We start from the raw sequence: 17,217 nt of genomic DNA, 5'->3' as shown, positions 1-17,217 counted from the left end.
TTTTTTGATTGGACATCTTTACAAAACGATCGCTTCTGCCCTGGGGCAGAAGCGATCGTTTGTGAAGAAAAATTGTAACTTGTATCATCAACGATATATGCAGCCTAAACATCTGAAATACTATTTACTCGGCGTGTTTATTTCAGGGATGATCCTGTTTATAGTACTCCAGTTCAATTCCTCGCAGAACATCCGCAAGCTGGTCGCAGGGAATGAACAGCTGCTGACTGAACTGAACGTAAAAAACGAGCTGCAAAAACTCCAGACCAGTATAGCCAAAACCGATAGTAAAGTAAGAGGTACCGTTATCTCCCAGGACACACTTAATATCACCGGCATAGAAGCCGACGTAGCCCTTATAAAAGCTGACCTCAACGAAATTAATAAGCTCGTCATGAGCGATAGTACAGAAAAACTGCTCACACAGCTTAACTACCTGGTAGAAGAAAAGAATCATTTTAACGTTGCCGTACTGGACTCATTTTATACCCATGGCAAATGGTCTGCTGAACGGCTTATCAATGCACAGAAAGGAAAACGCCTGGGCGATGCCATCACCGTTATCCTGCGTCAGCTGGACAGTACCCGGCAGACAGAAGTAAACCGTACCGTAAGATTAATTGATACCAGCGGACAGCGCGCGCAGAACTGGGGATCGATCATGATGATCTTTGCCTGCGCCAGCAGCCTGCTCGCTTTCTTATATATCACCACACGGATCCATAAACAGGAACAACTCATCGATGCCCTGGCCAAGTCGCAACAGCAGGAAAAAAAACTGGCTGCCATCAAAGACCAGTTCCTCGCCAATATGAGTCATGAAATCCGAACGCCGATGAACTCGGTCCTCGGGTTTACCCACCTGCTCCAACAACAACCCCTGAATGAAAAAGCCAGGGAATATGTCGCCGCCATCGAAAATGCCGGCGAAAACCTGTTGGAAATCATCAACGATATTCTCGATATTTCTAAAATAGAATCCGGCATGATGCGCCTGGAACCAGTCTCCTTCAGTATCCGTGGTGTACTCCATGCTGTGCAGACCATGTTCCGCCTCAAAGCCGAAGAGAAGAAATTGGTCTTCACCGTAGCCATTGAAGATAATGTACCAGACATTCTCTATGGCGACGTTGTACGCCTTACCCAGGTACTGGTAAACCTTACCAACAACGCCATCAAATTCACCAACCAGGGGCAGGTCAATATCAGGATCAATAAGCTGGGCGAACATGAACAAACAGTACGTATCCTGTTTGCAGTAAGTGACACCGGTATTGGCATTGCACATAATAAACTGCCCGCCATCTTTGACCGCTTTAACCAGGCAGAAGCCGATACAACCCGTAAATACGGCGGTACCGGCTTAGGACTTACCATCGTCAAACAACTGGTAGAATTGCAACACGGTGCACTTACTGTAGAAAGTGAGCCCGGCAAAGGCAGCACCTTTATGGTAGAACTGCCCTATGCCCTGGGAGAACTATTACCTGAAAACGGTGAACCTAAAAATGACAATTTCTCCCTTCATTCAGATGTAAAACTGCTGGTAGCTGAAGATAATAAGATGAACCAGGACCTGCTCAAACATTTGCTGGGCAGCCGTCAACTGCATTATCAGCTGGTCACAAACGGGCAGGATGTACTCAATGCCCTCAGCAAAAGCCATTATGATATGGTGCTGATGGATATCCAAATGCCTGAAATGGATGGCTATACCGCCTCCCGCAAAATAAGACAGGAACTACATTCCAATATCCCCATTATTGCTATGACCGCGCATGCCATGGCAGGTGAAAGGGAAAAATGCCTGCAGGCAGGGATGAATGAATATTTGTCAAAACCTATCCGGCAAGAGGAATTATTCAGACTGATAGAGATCTTCACCGGGAAGATCAGCCCTCCTGATACGCATATGCATACAAATACCGGGAACGGCCATTTTCAGCCGCATGAGGGGCCCTTGGTGCAGTTACAGTATCTAAAGACGCTGAGCAAGGGAGACACCGAATTTGAGCATGCTATGCTGCAACAATTCGTTACACAATTGCCGGAAGACCTGGGTGCCCTGAAAAAAGCGATCCAGGCAGAAGATATTGCGGCCATCAGAAGTACAGCACATAATTTAAAAACCACCATTTCCTTTATCGGGCTGGATGGCATTTTATATCCAATCCTGGAACCACTGGAATCACTGGAAGCCGGTCAATACCAGCCCACGCTGATAGCAGAAAAGTTTGCTACCCTGCGGGAACTAAGTTTAAAAGCCATGGAAGAAACCATGGCCATTTTGCTATAAATTTAAAAATCTAAATAAATATTTATTTTTCGCCTATACAAACTCACGATTCATTTCTTAGTGAATGAACGGGAATAATATAGTTCTTACCCACCATTACTCGTTCCTCAGCGAATGAACCGGGTTAACAATCGCCGCCCTGATCGCCTGTGTAGATACCGTCAACAACGCTATGACAAAAGCCATTAATCCCCCCAACCCAAACATCCACCACTGCAGATCTATCCGGTAAGCAAAATTCTGCAACCACTTCCCAAAACCCCAATACGCCAGCGGACAGGCAATAACAAAAGCAATCAACACCAACCTGACCAACTCCGTACAAAGCAACCTTACCAGCGAAGGCACAGTAGCCCCCAATACTTTCCGTACGCCAATTTCCTTGGTCCGCTTCTCTGCCGTAAAGGTCGTAAGTCCAAACAAGCCCAGGCAGCCTACCAATATCGCCAGCAGGGAAAATGCCGTCAGCATTTTCGCCATCTGCTCATCTGCCTGGTACAACGTTTTTAAATGACTATCCAGGAACGTATAATCAAACGCGCCCTCCGGCATCACTTCCTTATACGCCTTCTCATACTGCTGCACCGTCTCTCTCAGGTTACCCGTTTTGAAACGTACCAATATATATCGCAGCCCGGCCCATGAGTTCGAGAAATAATAAGGTGCAACCGGGGAATGCAGGGAAGAAAAGTTGAAATTATCTACCACCCCTACTATCGTCGTATTATTGCCAATCTCCGCCATCACATTTCTGCCAATGGCATCCTGTGGACTAAGCCCCAGGTAATCCAAAGCCGCCTTGTTTAATACCACCTCCCATTTCCCATCACCATTCGATGTGGTATCCCCACGCTGATGATCTTTTATCATCCTGCCGGCCAATAGTTTTAACTGTAATACACCTGTAATATCTCCCTGTATATAATTGCAGGAGACCATCGCACCCTGTTTATCCTCAGCGGTCTTATGCAGTGTACGGGTATTTTCACCCTTCCCGGGAAAAGCCTGTGCCACAGCGAATGACAGCGTAGCATTCACCGCACTCATTTTATTTTTCAACGCATCAAATTCATCATTATTCTTAATAGAATTCATCCGGATCGCCATTACATTCTCCGGGTTATACCCCAGTTTACGCTGGCTGATAAATTTCATCTGTACATTCATCACGATCACCCCTACAATAAGAATGATGCTGGCACTGAACTGCAACACGACCAGCGCATGCCGGAAAATAACCGGCGCAGAACGGGGAATGCGCTGCTTTCTCAGGGCTTCAATCGGGGAATAGGAAGAGAGGACCAGGGCGGGATACAATCCAGCTATCAGGGTAACAGTTAGCCACAACACCGGTATACCCACCAAAAATACGGGGTGCATTAAAGTAGTATACATCAATGTCTTCCCGGACAGCGCATTGAATAATGGAACGGCAAGAATAGCCAGTATCAACCCGCAAATAATAGCGATAAAGGTCAGCACAGCTGTTTCTGCATAGAACTTAGCGATCAGCCCTTTCCGGCTCACGCCCAGTGTCTTGCGGATGCCTACTTCTTTGCTGCGTTGCTGCGCACGGGCTGTAGCCAGGTTCATGTAATTAATGGCTGCCATCAGCAGCAAGGCAAGTGCCAGGTAGATCAACTGACGGAGCTGGTTCGGATCTCCCAATCGCTTACTGTATGTGTTCTCTACATCGCTGTTAAAATGGACCTCCTTCAAGGGCTGTAATGACAGGGTATAATAGGTGCCTTCCTTGCTTACATAATCGTAGATCATTTTCGGCAAGAACTCCTCCACCTTTTTTCGGGCACTGGCATTGCTGAGCCGGATCCAGGTTTCAAAACTGTTATTATCCCAGGTGAGGTTCATAAAATTAGATGCACTGAAAGTACCAATTACCGTGGCATCAAAAGTACTGTTTGCCGGCAGGTCTTCATATACACCGGTCACCTTTAAGGCCTGCCTGCGATTGTACAGGATCGTTTTGTTCAATGGATTGTCCTTTCCAAAGTACTGCCTGGCCTTTGACGCAGAGATAATAATGGAATTAGGTTCTTTCAGGGCGGTCACGCCGTCGCCATATATAAAGTGGAGGTCAAAAATCCGGGTGATATCAGGATCCGCCCAATACATCCTGTCTTCAATAAATGTATTGTCTCCTATACTGAAGTTCGCATTTTCACCGAAATCGTTGAGCACCGTGCGGGCCGATAATTCTACCTCTGGAATATGCTCCTGCACAGTAGGGCCTACCCGGTTAGGCACACCGGACCAGGTACTCTTAGTACCATCAAATGTCACATGCGACAGGTATCGGAAAATACGTTCCTGCTGGGGAACAGCGTCAAAAGAACGCTCCTGGATAATGTAAAGGGAGAGAAGAATAGCAATCGTAAGGCCCATGGCCAGACCGAAAATATTCAGAACGCTGAATAGCCTGTTGTGAAACAGGTTGCGCCACGCAACTTTAATGGAATTTGTAATCATAGCTAGGTGGAAAAAGACATATGATTAGCTGCACGAACTAAGCCAAAATCACAAGCTACTGATATACAAAACATTGCTCACATTCTTTGCAGGAAAAGTGTTCGCCATCGGACACCTGTTGTAACAATATGAACATGTTACCACCCGATTTTCCTTTTTCAACGACACTTCGACCTCATTCACCGAAACCGACCCGCTCAGGCACCTGTTCGGCTGTAATTTTACGTCAGAAACTACAAACAAACAATTCAAAATTATTTAAAAACAAAGATCATGAACATCAAGAAAAGTCTTATTGTAGCCGCAGTAGCAATGAGTGTTAGCGCTGTAACTTTTGCACAGACTCCAGCTGCAAAACCAGCTAAAGAAAAGAAAGCAAAAACTGAAAAACCAGCTGCTGATACTACTAAAGCTCACAAAGCTCACAAACCAGCTGCTGCTCCTGCAACTCCTAAAAAAGGTGCATAATCTAAGCTACGACACAAAGTCTTTCGGAAGACTGGCCACATGGTCAGTCTTTCGTTTTTTAAAGGCATATCATTGAAGTCGCATCATGTCATTCATAACATTCACTTAATACAATGTCTTATCCCCCTTCGCCTGCCAGTCCTGAAACACCTTCAGCGCTTCATCCGTAGGGAAAGGAATAAACGGTATCCGCTTATCTTCATGAGCGATCCCTATTTCATTATAAATAAAAGAATCATCAAAATCAATATTCGCCGCATCTTCCTTGGTATTAGCAAAATACACTCTTTGCGGCCGCGCCCAGTAAATTGCTCCCAGGCACATAGGGCAAGGCTCACAGGAAGTATATATTTCACAATCATGCAACTGAAATGTTCCCAGCCGCTGACAAGCATCACGTATTGCTGATACTTCCGCATGCGCCGTCGGATCATTCGTACAAAGTACCTTGTTCCACCCACGTCCCACTATCTCATCCCCACGTACTACAATCGCCCCGAAAGGCCCGCCGTCACCATGCTCCATTCCTTCGCGACTCAGGTTAACTGCAATGGACATGAAGTGTCTTTCCCTTTCTCCTATCATAATATCATTTTTCTCAAATTTAATAAAAATAACCCATCAAAATTTTAGGCCAGACAGCCCACACCTGAAGCCCGAATTTAAATCCGCACTTTTTCACCAAGATAAAAAGCACAAAAAAACGCCTTCGCAAAATGAACCCCTTCACAAAAAAACGCCTTCATCCCAATGGGCCCCTCACACAAAAAACCCGGGCAAAGACTTACCCGGGTATTCGTAACTGTATATCGTCGTATTTGAATAAATGCTTTTAAATCTTTAAGCCGTCACACCATTCTTATTCCTGATCACCACTACCCCATCAAACACATCCACCAGCACCGGCTTACTCTTATCAATATCACCAGCCAGTATCTTCTTACTCAGCAAATTGATGATCTCCTTCTGAATCAATCTCTTCAACGGCCTGGCACCAAACGTCGGGTCATAACCCTGCACCGCCAGATACTCCAATGCATAATCAGAGAATTCCAATATCATGCCATTCTGTGCCACCATGTCCTTCAACTGCTGTAACTGTATGTTAATTATTCCCTTAATTTCATTCCTCAACAATGGCTGGAACATAATCACCTCATCCACACGGTTTAAGAACTCCGGCCGAATCGTTTGCTTCAGCAAATTCATCACTTCCGCCTTCGTACTTTCTACCACAGCTTCCCTGTTCCGCTCATCTATCTTCTCAAAATTCTCCTGGATAATATTACTACCCATATTGCTCGTCATAATGATGATGGTGTTCTTAAAGTTCACCACACGACCCTTATTGTCAGTCAGTCGCCCATCATCCAGCACCTGCAGCAGGATATTGAATACATCCGGGTGCGCTTTCTCTATTTCATCCAGCAATACTACGGAATATGGCTTACGTCTCACCGCTTCGGTCAACTGACCTCCCTCATCATATCCCACATATCCCGGAGGCGCTCCTACCAGCCTGCTGACCGCATGCTTTTCCTGGTATTCACTCATATCAATACGGGTCATCATGTTATCATCGTCGAACAGGTATTCTGCCAGTGCCTTAGCCAACTCCGTCTTACCGACCCCGGTTGTACCCAGGAAAATAAAGGAACCGATCGGCTTTTTAGGATCCTGCAAACCGGCCCGGCTACGACGGATCGCATCAGATACCGCGATGATCGCTTCTTCCTGTCCTACCACACGCTTGTGCAGCTCATCTTCCAGTTTCAGCAACTTATCCCTTTCACTCTGCATCATCCTGTGTACCGGAATACCAGTCGCTTTCGCCACATTCTCCGCAATGTCTTCCGCATCCACTTCTTCCTTCAGCAGGCGCTTGTTGTCCGTAGACATGCTATTCAGTTCTTCTGTATATTTCGCTATCAGCTCTTCCTGCTCCTTCACCTTACCATAGCGGATCTCTGCCACACGGCCATATTCCCCGTTCCTTTCCGCCTGCTCCGCTTCCTGCTTCAGGTTTTCAATCTCTGCCTTCGCATTCTGCAGCTTGTCTACTATCTCTTTTTCTTCCTGCCATTTCGCCTTGAAAGTACTTCTCTGCTCTCCCAACCTGGCAATTTCACCATTCAGTTCACGCAGCTTGTCTTCATCATTCTCCCGCTTGATCGCTTCCCTTTCAATTTCCAGCTGGCGGATCCTTCTTTCCAGTTCATCCAGCTCTTCAGGCATAGAGTTCATTTCCAGCCTTAATTTCGCCGCACTCTCGTCGATCAGGTCAATTGCCTTATCAGGCAGGAAACGGTCTGTAATGTACCTGTGAGACAATTCTACGGCAGCTATGATCGCCTCATCCCTGATCAATACATGGTGATGGCTTTCGTAACGCTCTTTCAAACCACGGAGGATAGAGATCGCATCTTCCACATCCGGCTCATCGACCATTACTTTCTGGAAACGACGTTCCAGGGCTTTATCTTTCTCAAAATATTTCTGGTATTCATTCAGGGTGGTCGCACCAATTGCACGCAATTCGCCACGGGCCAACGCTGGTTTCAGGATGTTCGCCGCGTCCATCGCGCCTTCCATCGCACCGGCACCTACCAGGGTATGGATCTCATCGATAAAGAGGATCAGCTGTCCGTCACTCTCCGTCACTTCCTTGATCACCGCTTTCAGCCTTTCTTCAAATTCACCGCGGTATTTGGCACCTGCCATCAGGCTACCCATATCCAGCGCATAAATGATCTTTGATTTCAGGTTATCAGGCACATCTCCGTTTATAATACGGTGTGCCAGCCCCTCTACGATCGCAGTTTTACCTACACCCGGTTCACCCACCAGGATAGGGTTGTTCTTGGACCTTCTTGACAGGATGTGCAGCGTACGCCTGATCTCCTCATCACGACCAATCACAGGGTCCAGTTTCCCGGCCTGCGCCAGTTCATTCAGGTTCTTCGCGTATTTCTGCAAAGAATTGTACTGGTTCCCCCCCGTCTGGGAGTTCACCGTACTACCTTTTCTCAGTTCCAAGATCGCCGCTTTCAAACCCTTCTCTGTCAATCCTGCATCTTTCAGCAGTTTGGCCGTATCATCACTGCCACCCAGCAGTCCGAGCAACAGGTGCTCCACACTTACAAACTCGTCCTTAAATTCTTTGATGCTGCTACCAGCTCTCAGCATGGCATTATTCGCATCACGGCTCAGTACCTGTCCGGCCTCACCGCTTGCTTTCGCATATTTATTGATCTGGTCGTCTATCCTGGCAGCCAGAAAATTTGTGTTGACATCGTTCTTTTTCAGCAGGTATTCAATTGCACTCTCCTCATCATTAAGCAATGCCTTCAGCAAGTGCCCTGTTTCGATGGCCTGCTGCTGGTGATTGAAAGCCAGCTGCTGGGCCTTTTGCAGTATTTCCTGCGATTTAATGGTGAAGTTGTTAAGATTCATATCGTTATAATTTCCTTTTTAATATTTGTACGAAACATATATCAAACTCTGCTCCAAGTGTCGGAATGCGATATTTTGGCATAAAAAAATGCCCGGAACTGCTTTTTTAACAGCTTTCCGGGCACCCGACTGCAATATTTACAGGAATATAGGCTCATAGCACCACTCCCGCCATATGTTATATCCTGATCTTATTGTTTCACCAGCACCACCCTCGCTCTATCCGCCTTGTAAACCGCATTGTTAAACGCCGCAAAGTTTACCCACTCACTGGCCGGGAAAATACCCGCCTTATTACAATAACGCCTTGTAAACACGATCTGGTTATCTTTCACTGTAATGCCAGACGTATATTCACCAAAGTTACTCTTCACAGTCACAGGCTGCGGTACTGATTCAGGCGTATACCCCGCAGGAATAGTGATCACCACCGTATCCACCTTTATAAATGGAGAATAAATATTGACAGGCGACATACGCACTTCTGCACTTTCCAGTTTGGAACTGACCTTACTCAGCAGGTTCGGTTCCAGGAACATGCGTTTGCCACTCACCGTTGCATAACTATGCGCGTTGATTTCCATTTCCTCGTCAACAGCAGGTACTGCTCCATTTATTTCCTTCGCCTCATATTTATTGACATCATAACTGGGCAATAAATGATCATTGCGCAGCTTCTCCAATATTTTGTCGTGTGATAATGAATGGATCATCTCCTGCGCATAATCCTGTTGCAAAGCAGTAGAATGCGTATTGATTTTCACCTGCATATCGCCCGTCTCTGACACCGTTGCTGCAATACGGCGCAGCCGCTGATTCTGATCCATCCCATAAGTAGGGGTACGTACCAGTGCACTTCCTTTATCAGCGACTACCAGTACAGGTCTGCCTGCCGTAAAACTGCTCAGGTATCCCACCGGTAAGGTATTGCTCGTACATTCCAGCCAGGTCGTATCCTTTTTACCAGGTACGCAGGCAATCATGTGGTTGAACTGCGTACTGGGAAAATCTTCTACCAGCTGCGTATTCGTATCTCCCGCCTGCACCAGCACGTAGTTGGCCTGTACACCGGCTTCCTTCAGCAGCGCTACCATATAATTAGACAGTGCCTTACAATCGCCATACCCCTTAGTCGCCACAGAATTGGCATCAAAGGTCTGCAACCCCCCAATACCCAGCGTGATGAGGATATAACGGGTGTGTTGCTGTAAATAGCGGTAAAGGATCTCTATTTTTTCTTTTTCAGACTTACCATCAGTCAGCTCATGCACGGTCTTTTTAATATTGTCCGGCAGCAGGTCACGCCCCTGGTTAAGGGTATAAATAAAGTGCCCCATCTCTTCCCAGCTATTCATAGTACCCTTATAATCCTGCATCTCAAAACTGGAAGGTGCCAGCATCACCGTTGTCGTTCTGTCATAATCTTCCGCCACATAATCCTCTTCCGGCATGGCTGTCATCCCCTTCACTTCCCAGGTATAAGTATGGCTATCCTTTTCTGTTGCCTGCACCGGCTCACCTGTATACCGGAATGCCTTATAGCGGAGCGTATAATCAGCAGGTACCGTCACCACCAGTTTAGATTGTTCCACCGCGTAGTTTTCATCTTCCTGGGGCATCCAGTCCGGCAGGTAAAACGCATGGTTATACCGCACCTCTGTTTCAATATCTACCGTATACGGATATACTTTGTAATTAAAACTATAGAGTTTATACCGTGTATCTGACATCAATGCCTGGTCACCGACCCCACTCACATCAGAAACATCGCTCTGCTTCATCTTAGACACCTCAAATCCCAGCTGATCAATCAGTCGGCCTTTGATAGTGCGTACATCTCTCAGCTTGTTGTAGTATTCGTGAATGCTGGCATACTTATCGCCCTTAGCATCCAGCACAGTGATGACATAATGCCGGGTTACCCGTACCTCCCCGGGATTGACGAGTTTCACGCTCAGCTCTTCCAGGCGCTTTACGGCATGTGCTTTTTCTTTCAGGTTAGCAGGTATGGTTATGGCCGGGTACTCCGGGTCCTTTGCCTGCGAAGGCATCAGGTGTCCAAAGAGTAAAAGGGCCAGTCCAAAGGATTTATAGAACATGTTATGCTTTCTTTTTCAGTACAATTTGTTCGGATTGTTTTTTCACGATCATATCAAAGAAGTCGCGAAGGGTCGCATAGTCTTCTGATGGGAACACGGCCTTGTTCAGCTTCACCCGGCAACGGAACTGGATAGTATTATCACTTTGCTGAATCAGGTACTGGAACATGCCTTCTTCTTCATTCAGTTTTACCATGGATGATTTAGGCAGTTCTTCCACTGTATAGCCTTCGGGAACAATCAGGTTCATGGTATAAATTTCGTCCATCAGGTAAGGCATTTCCACAGGGTAACGACGCTCCAGCGACTTGAACGGGTTGCTTTTATAGGCTTCGGATAACATCGGGTTGATGTACAGCATCCCTGCATCGTCCGGCGTCATTTCAAAGTCATACTTCACCTGCAATGGCAGTTCGTAATCATCCATATCACTGATTTCCCCGTTGGAAAGCGTGGTTTCCATAGAGAAGCCTTTCGTCAATGGTTTAAAGAAGGCATCCTTGCCATTCTTTACAATATCCGCTCTCATTTTGCAGGATTCGTAATAAGTTGGCTTCTGGGAAAAAGAGCCCTTGATCTTACCACTATCCCCCATCAGCATCACATAAGTACTCTTGGCCTGCAGCAGGGTATTTGGATCCATGTCAATCGGAACCACATCCGGAGACAGGATCCTTGCATGCCCGTTATATGCAGAATAATCCAGGCGGCCAAAACCCAGGTAAGGTTCGGAGGCATCCAGGAAGTACCAGGAAGAATCAGTGTTCAGTGCTGCAACGGTATAATTAAAGCGGCTCACCAGCGGGTACAGTTCGTAAGTCACCCCATTTTCACGGGTGCTCAGGATCACCGGGTGTGCAGTCAGGCCAGCCCTCCGCAGCATCGCCACCAGCAGCAGGTTAATATCCGCATCATTCCCGTTATGAGAAGAGAAAACAGATTTCAGTGATTTAGACAGGTACAGGTCATCATGACTGGTACAGGTAAAATTACTTCTTACATAATTGTATATGCGGCGCGCCTTTGCCGTATCATCCTTGATCCCTTTGGTCAGTTCATCTACCTTGTCACCCAGGTAAGGATTGTTTTTACCCAGGCTCTCTCCAAATGATTCAGACTTGTTCAATTCTTCCGCCAGGCTTCCCCAGGTACCTAATACCGGTTTTACCGGCTGGTTAGGATACCTGTAAGCAGATAACTGGAACTGGATCATAGACACGTGGTTCCAGATACTGGTGGTGAAGTCTTCCTCCCGCAGCGCAGGTGTATTTTCCGCTTCCCATTTATATATATTGGTATTGGAAGTGATGTTGTAAAACTGCGTATGACCGGTTTTGGTACCATAAGAATTCTCCTCTTCATAAGAGATAGTAAAGGACTGACTCCCCTGTGTCTTTTTTTCCTTCACCGGCACATAACCGGATCGCAGGAAGATGTACTCGTAGAACTCTGGTACCGTTGCCTCATACCTGCTGTACAAGGTCGGGTACTCCGTGCTCTGGAACTGCCAGGAATGCAGGTGCATTTTATAAGGGGAAATGATGGTATATGTGTATTCAATGATACTCCCTTCTTTCACGGCAGGCAGGGTGAATTTCTTCACCACATCGCCCTTTTTATCAATCTTATCTGTGAAAATGCTTTTGCTGTCCATCTTCGTATCTACCACCTGGGCCCCTTCCAGGTTATAGGTAGTTGCTTTGATGTCCTTCAGTTTTATTTCGTCTGATTCCCCTTTGTAATAGTGGATCCTGACGGTGGCAGCATCGTAGCCGTTCTTGTCCACGATCTTAATGCGGGTATGGCGTTTGAACTGTAAAACGATGCCCTCAGCCCGGTCTGATTCGAAAGTGACTTCCCCGACATCAGATATAATAACCGCATGGGCACCGGTATCCTGCTCAAAACCAGTTTTGCTGAAATCTTTAGGATCAACTTTTCCAAACTTAATTTTGTCCTGGGAAAAGGTATTCAGTGACAATAGACAACCCATGATAAGGGTGAGGGTAAACGCTCCGACTTGGTATGGTCGCATACTTTAGGTAGTAAAGGTAATAGGTTAAATTTACAAAAGGAAAGATACCTAAAAAGCAGAATTTCCATAAAATTCATTTTTATTTAACTTGCGGCTAACATGCAATCGGTAGAAACACATACAGCCTACATAAAGGCACAGGCAGCGGATTTGGGCTTTGATCACTGTGGGATAGCGCGTGCCGTGCAGCTGGAAGACGATGCCAGGAGGCTGGAAACCTGGCTGAACAAGGGAATGCATGGAACCATGAAGTACATGGAAAATCATTTTGACAAGCGGATCGATCCCAGGAAACTAGTTGACAATGCCCAATCGGTGATTACACTCCTGCTGAATTATTACCCCCCGGAACAACAGGTACCGGATGCACCCAGGATTTCAAAATACGCTTACGGTAAGGATTACCACGAGGTGATCAAGGCCAAACTGAACACCCTGCTGGCCAGGATGCAGGAGACGATCGGCGAGGTGAGCGGGCGTGGCTTTGTAGATTCGGCCCCCGTACTCGAAAGGGCCTGGGCACAACGAAGCGGGCTGGGTTGGCTGGGCAAAAACGGGAACCTCATCCACAAACAAAAAGGATCCTTCTTTTTTATTGCCACCTTAATTACGGATCTCCCGTTGGTGTATGATAATCCCGTGGGAGATTATTGCGGCTCCTGTACCAAATGCCTGGATGCCTGTCCTACCGGGGCATTGGTGGCACCCGGGGTGGTGGATGGAAGTCGTTGTATTTCTTATTACACAATAGAATTGAAGGAACTATTGATCCCTGAGAAAATGCAGGGGCAGTTTGATAACTGGATGTTTGGATGCGATACCTGCCAGGACGTGTGTCCATGGAATAGGTTCTCGCAACCGAACCAGACCCTGGAATTTACGCCGATACCTGAAATCCTCAATTTCTCTTCGAAGGATTGGGAAGAGTTGACGGAGGAAGAGTTCAAAAGGATCTTTAAACATTCACCCATGAAACGATCGAAATTCGCCGGGATCAGGAGGAATCTAAATTTCCTGGAGAAGTAATCGCACAGGACATAATCGAACCTCGCCGGGATAAGATGAACTTGAATTTGCTGAACTTGTAAAAGCGCTACATGCAGGAATTTCCTGGCTTTTAATACTTTCGTTTTAACATTATTATTCTACTTCCCTTCTAAGTTCCCGGCCACCCGCAGAATACCCGCAGACCATTTGCCTTTCAAAATGATTTTAACGTTATTATATCCCCCCTTTTCCGTACATTGTACGAATAGCCAACAAACACATACTATCGGGGGTTACTAAAAAGAGTCTTATTGTATTATGGAAGAAGTACAGGTTTTAACTGCTCCGGGGTTGAACGGATCAGGCCCGCATCACTGGCAAACCATTTGGGAGAACATGCCAGGTTTTAAGAGAATAGAACAGAACAACTGGGATCAACCCGAACTAAATGACTGGATCAAAAACATCGAAGATGCCGTATCCAAAGCCGGACCTGATGTGGTGATCGCAGCACACTCCCTGGGATGCCTCGCCCTTGCTCACTGGGCACAGCATACGAAACTGAAGATCCGTGGGGCATTGCTGGTAGCTCCGCCAGATGCAGACCGGACTGATTTCCCGAATGAAGCAAAGAGCTTCGCTCCTGCGCCTTTACAACCATTGCCTTTTAAAAGTATTGTGGTGTCAAGCACAAATGATCAGTTTGCGAGCCTGCAACGGCAAAAGACCTATGCTAATGCGTGGGGCAGCCGCTTTGTGAACCTGGGAGAAGCCGGGCATATCAATGCGGAGAGTAATTTAGGGGAATGGGAGAATGGACAAACCCTGGTGGAAGAGTTAGTGAGGAACTGGGAAACACTTTAATATTTCCCTTTAAAAGAAGACGCAATCTTAACCGGTTAAATACTCCTGAAAAGAATGAAAGGCTGGAAGATTCCAGCCTTTGTTATTCCACGTCATCTATGGCGTTATGCCAATTTCTTTATGAATATTATTTCTGCCCTTTCAACAGGTAGATCGCATCATTCCATCTCAGCTCATTCCTGAACTGGTACAAATCCGTATTCTTACCAATCTTCACATACTCAATACCCGCCATGTCAGCAAAATCCTGCATATGCGCACTACCCAGGTTCTGGCTATACACCGTATGGTGTGCACCGCCTGCCTGGATCCATGCCGCACAACCCGTACGCATATCCGGCAATGGTTTCCACAGCACCCTTGCTACCGGCAGTTTAGGCAACTCAGCCACCGGCTTCACTGCTTCCACTTCATTCACCAGCAAACGGAAACGGTTACCCAGGTCAATCAATGACGCATTGATTGCAGGCCCCGCATCTACATTAAATACCAGCCTTACAGGATCTGCCTTGCCGCCAATACCCAATGGATGGATCTCGCAACTTGGTTTCGCATCGGCAATAGAAGAACAGATCTCCAGCATATGCGCACCCAGTACCAGCCTGTTAGATGGATCAAAATGATAAGTATAATCTTCCATGAAGGAGTTACCACCCGGCAGACCAGCACCCATTACTTTTGCCGCTCTTACCAGTGCAGAAGTCTTCCAGTCACCTTCACCGCCAAAGCCATAACCATCCGCCATCAAACGTTGTACTGCGATACCTGGCAATTGTACCATGCCATGCAGATCCTGGAACGTATCGGTGAAGCCTTTGAAATTACCCTCTTCCAGGAATGCACGCAGCCCCAGTTCGATCCTGGCCGCATCACGCAGGGAAGCATGTTGCACAGCACCTTTCACCAGGGTGGCTCCCAGTTTATATACTTCCGCATATTCAGCTACCAGTTTGTCAACAGCCGCATCAGCAACCTGGTTCACATACGCCACCACATCCCCGATACCGTAACCATTTACTGAATAACCGAACTGTAATTCCGCTTCTACCTTGTCGCCTTCAGTTACCGCTACCTCGCGCATATTGTCGCCAATACGGGCAAATTTAGCACCCTGCCAGTCGAACCAGCCCGCAGCAGCCCGGAGCCAGGTATTCAGTTCTCCAATCACTTCAGGATCCTGCCAGTGACCACATACTACTTTGCGCTCGATGCGCATGCGTGACATCATAAAACCGAACTCCCTGTCACCATGAGCGGACTGGTTCAGGTTCATGAAGTCCATATCGATTTCACCCCATGGGATGTCCCGGTTGAACTGGGTATGGAGGTGCAATAAAGGACGTTGTAATGTTTTCAGACCCCTGATCCACATTTTGGCAGGAGAGAATGTATGCATCCAGGCGATGATACCAATACAGTTTTTGGCCGCATTCGCTTCCTGGCAGATGGCATAAATTTCTTCGGGGGTTTTTACAGTAGGCTTGAATACGATCTTCACGGGAATGTTCGGATCAGCGTCCAGCGCCGCAGCGATGGCCTGGGAATGGGCTGCTACCTGCTGCAGGGTTTCTTCTCCATAAAGGTGCTGGCTACCGGTCACGAACCAGGCTTCAAGTTGCTTCAACTGTATCATATGCTATTGAATTTTTTTGTGATAAAGTGTTATTGTGGTGGAGGATAGAAAATACCTCCTGCTATTGCTGTCCGTAATAAGAATCCGGACCATGTTTGCGTTCAAAATGCTTTTTAATCAGCGAATCCTTCAGGCGTGGGCAGGATGGGCGGATCGTTTCCGTGAGGTAAGCCATTCTCGCCACCTCTTCCAGCACAGCTGCATTATACACCGCCTTATCAGCAGTCTTCCCCCAGGTGAAAGGCGCATGATTCCCTACCAGGATCATTTCAATCTCTTCGTAAGACAGCTTCCTGTCGTTCAGACAATTCATGATCTGGAAACCTGTTTCATGCTCATAATTCCCTTTGATCATATCATCATGCATAGGCGGTGCGCAGGGCACATCGCTGGTCAGATGATCTGCATGGGTGGTGCCATAAATTGGAATATCCCGCTGTGCCTGTGCCCAGGCTGTAGCATAGGTGGAGTGCGTGTGTACAATACCGCCTACCTGTGCCCAGTGCTTGTAAAGGACCGCATGGGTTTTTGTGTCCGACGATGGTCTTCCGTTGTTCGTGACATTGTTTGCATCGAAATCGACAATCACCATTTTCTCCGGCGAAAGCAGGTCGTAAGGCACGCCGCTTGGTTTGATGGCAAATACCCCGGCTTTGTGGTCAGCTACGCTAACGTTGCCAAAGGTGAAGAGCACCAGCCCTAAAGCAGGGAGCTGCATGTTTGCGAGGTAAGCCTGCTCCTGGAGTTCCTTGTATGGATGGCTCATTTGTATAATTTTTCAGTGAACGCTTCTATTTCCGTTGGATGGTGCGTAAGTTGCTGCCCGTAATTTGAGAACCGCTTTCTAATGATCGCTGGAAGACGCTCCTCATAAATAACAGGCATTGTTGTTTCC

General features: G+C 47.0%; 11 protein-coding genes. 4 read left to right on the top strand and 7 right to left on the bottom strand.

Annotated features, from left to right (window positions below):
* Positions 1-4 precede the first annotated feature (4 nt).
* Positions 5-2,296, top strand: coding sequence for an ATP-binding protein (locus U0033_RS02890; protein ID WP_143150639.1), 2,292 nt, complete (start codon positions 5-7; stop codon positions 2,294-2,296).
* A gap of 96 nt (positions 2,297-2,392) precedes the next feature.
* On the opposite strand, the gene U0033_RS02885 is transcribed toward U0033_RS02890, so the two are convergent.
* Positions 2,393-4,783: an ABC transporter permease gene (locus U0033_RS02885; protein WP_072357806.1), complete on the bottom strand. Its 2,391-nt coding sequence runs from the start codon at positions 4,781-4,783 to the stop codon at positions 2,393-2,395.
* 273 nt (positions 4,784-5,056) lie between these two features.
* Between U0033_RS02885 and U0033_RS02880 the strand changes: the two genes are divergently transcribed.
* Entirely contained in the window at positions 5,057-5,251 is a 195-nt protein-coding gene (locus U0033_RS02880) for a hypothetical protein (protein ID WP_072357809.1), read from the top strand.
* A gap of 105 nt (positions 5,252-5,356) precedes the next feature.
* Here the strand turns inward: U0033_RS02880 and U0033_RS02875 are convergent, their stop codons facing one another.
* The 4 genes from U0033_RS02875 to U0033_RS02860 form a co-directional block, all read right to left on the bottom strand.
* Positions 5,357-5,836, bottom strand: coding sequence for a nucleoside deaminase (locus U0033_RS02875; protein WP_072357812.1), 480 nt, complete (start codon positions 5,834-5,836; stop codon positions 5,357-5,359).
* 255 nt (positions 5,837-6,091) lie between these two features.
* Complete coding sequence (clpB, locus tag U0033_RS02870; protein WP_072357815.1) at positions 6,092-8,704, bottom strand: ATP-dependent chaperone ClpB; 2,613 nt, start codon at positions 8,702-8,704, stop codon at positions 6,092-6,094.
* Positions 8,705-8,895: 191 nt separating this feature from the next.
* On the bottom strand, positions 8,896-10,803 hold the full coding sequence (locus U0033_RS02865) for a DUF3857 domain-containing transglutaminase family protein (RefSeq protein ID WP_072357818.1): 1,908 nt from the start codon (positions 10,801-10,803) through the stop codon (positions 8,896-8,898).
* Between the two features lies 1 nt (position 10,804).
* On the bottom strand, positions 10,805-12,838 hold the full coding sequence (locus U0033_RS02860; RefSeq protein ID WP_072357821.1) for a transglutaminase domain-containing protein: 2,034 nt from the start codon (positions 12,836-12,838) through the stop codon (positions 10,805-10,807).
* A 99-nt stretch (positions 12,839-12,937) separates the two neighbouring features.
* Here U0033_RS02860 and queG point away from each other — a divergent pair, with 99 nt between their 5' ends.
* Both queG and U0033_RS02850 read left to right on the top strand, forming a co-directional pair.
* Positions 12,938-13,864, top strand: a complete 927-nt coding sequence (gene queG, locus U0033_RS02855) for a tRNA epoxyqueuosine(34) reductase QueG (RefSeq protein ID WP_072357823.1) — start codon at positions 12,938-12,940, stop codon at positions 13,862-13,864.
* A gap of 279 nt (positions 13,865-14,143) precedes the next feature.
* Positions 14,144-14,689: an RBBP9/YdeN family alpha/beta hydrolase gene (locus U0033_RS02850; protein WP_072357825.1), complete on the top strand. Its 546-nt coding sequence runs from the start codon at positions 14,144-14,146 to the stop codon at positions 14,687-14,689.
* A gap of 127 nt (positions 14,690-14,816) precedes the next feature.
* On the opposite strand, the gene araA is transcribed toward U0033_RS02850, so the two are convergent.
* Positions 14,817-16,322 carry an L-arabinose isomerase gene (gene araA, locus U0033_RS02845; RefSeq protein WP_072357827.1) on the bottom strand — a complete coding sequence of 502 codons (1,506 nt, stop codon included), beginning with the start codon at positions 16,320-16,322 and terminating at the stop codon, positions 14,817-14,819.
* 61 nt (positions 16,323-16,383) lie between these two features.
* Entirely contained in the window at positions 16,384-17,088 is a 705-nt protein-coding gene (gene araD, locus U0033_RS02840) for an L-ribulose-5-phosphate 4-epimerase AraD (RefSeq protein WP_072357829.1), read from the bottom strand.
* Between the last annotated feature and the right edge of the window lie 129 nt (positions 17,089-17,217).

Source organism: Chitinophaga sancti, from assembly GCF_034424315.1.
GTDB lineage: Bacteria > Bacteroidota > Bacteroidia > Chitinophagales > Chitinophagaceae > Chitinophaga > Chitinophaga sancti.
This window is presented reverse-complemented; position numbering and strand designations above follow the sequence as displayed.

Excerpts from the sequence above, each read along its gene's own strand:
- U0033_RS02885 (WP_072357806.1), bottom strand. The coding sequence starts at position 4,783 with ATGATTACAAATTCCATTAAAGTTGCGTGGCGCAACCTGTTTCACAAC.
- araD (WP_072357829.1), bottom strand. The coding sequence starts at position 17,088 with ATGAGCCATCCATACAAGGAACTCCAGGAGCAGGCTTACCTCGCAAAC.
- U0033_RS02860 (WP_072357821.1), bottom strand. The coding sequence starts at position 12,838 with ATGCGACCATACCAAGTCGGAGCGTTTACCCTCACCCTTATCATGGGT.
- U0033_RS02875 (WP_072357812.1), bottom strand. The coding sequence starts at position 5,836 with ATGATAGGAGAAAGGGAAAGACACTTCATGTCCATTGCAGTTAACCTG.
- queG (WP_072357823.1), top strand. The coding sequence starts at position 12,938 with ATGCAATCGGTAGAAACACATACAGCCTACATAAAGGCACAGGCAGCG.
- U0033_RS02880 (WP_072357809.1), top strand. The coding sequence starts at position 5,057 with ATGAACATCAAGAAAAGTCTTATTGTAGCCGCAGTAGCAATGAGTGTT.
- U0033_RS02865 (WP_072357818.1), bottom strand. The coding sequence starts at position 10,803 with ATGTTCTATAAATCCTTTGGACTGGCCCTTTTACTCTTTGGACACCTG.
- clpB (WP_072357815.1), bottom strand. The coding sequence starts at position 8,704 with ATGAATCTTAACAACTTCACCATTAAATCGCAGGAAATACTGCAAAAG.
- U0033_RS02850 (WP_072357825.1), top strand. The coding sequence starts at position 14,144 with ATGGAAGAAGTACAGGTTTTAACTGCTCCGGGGTTGAACGGATCAGGC.
- araA (WP_072357827.1), bottom strand. The coding sequence starts at position 16,322 with ATGATACAGTTGAAGCAACTTGAAGCCTGGTTCGTGACCGGTAGCCAG.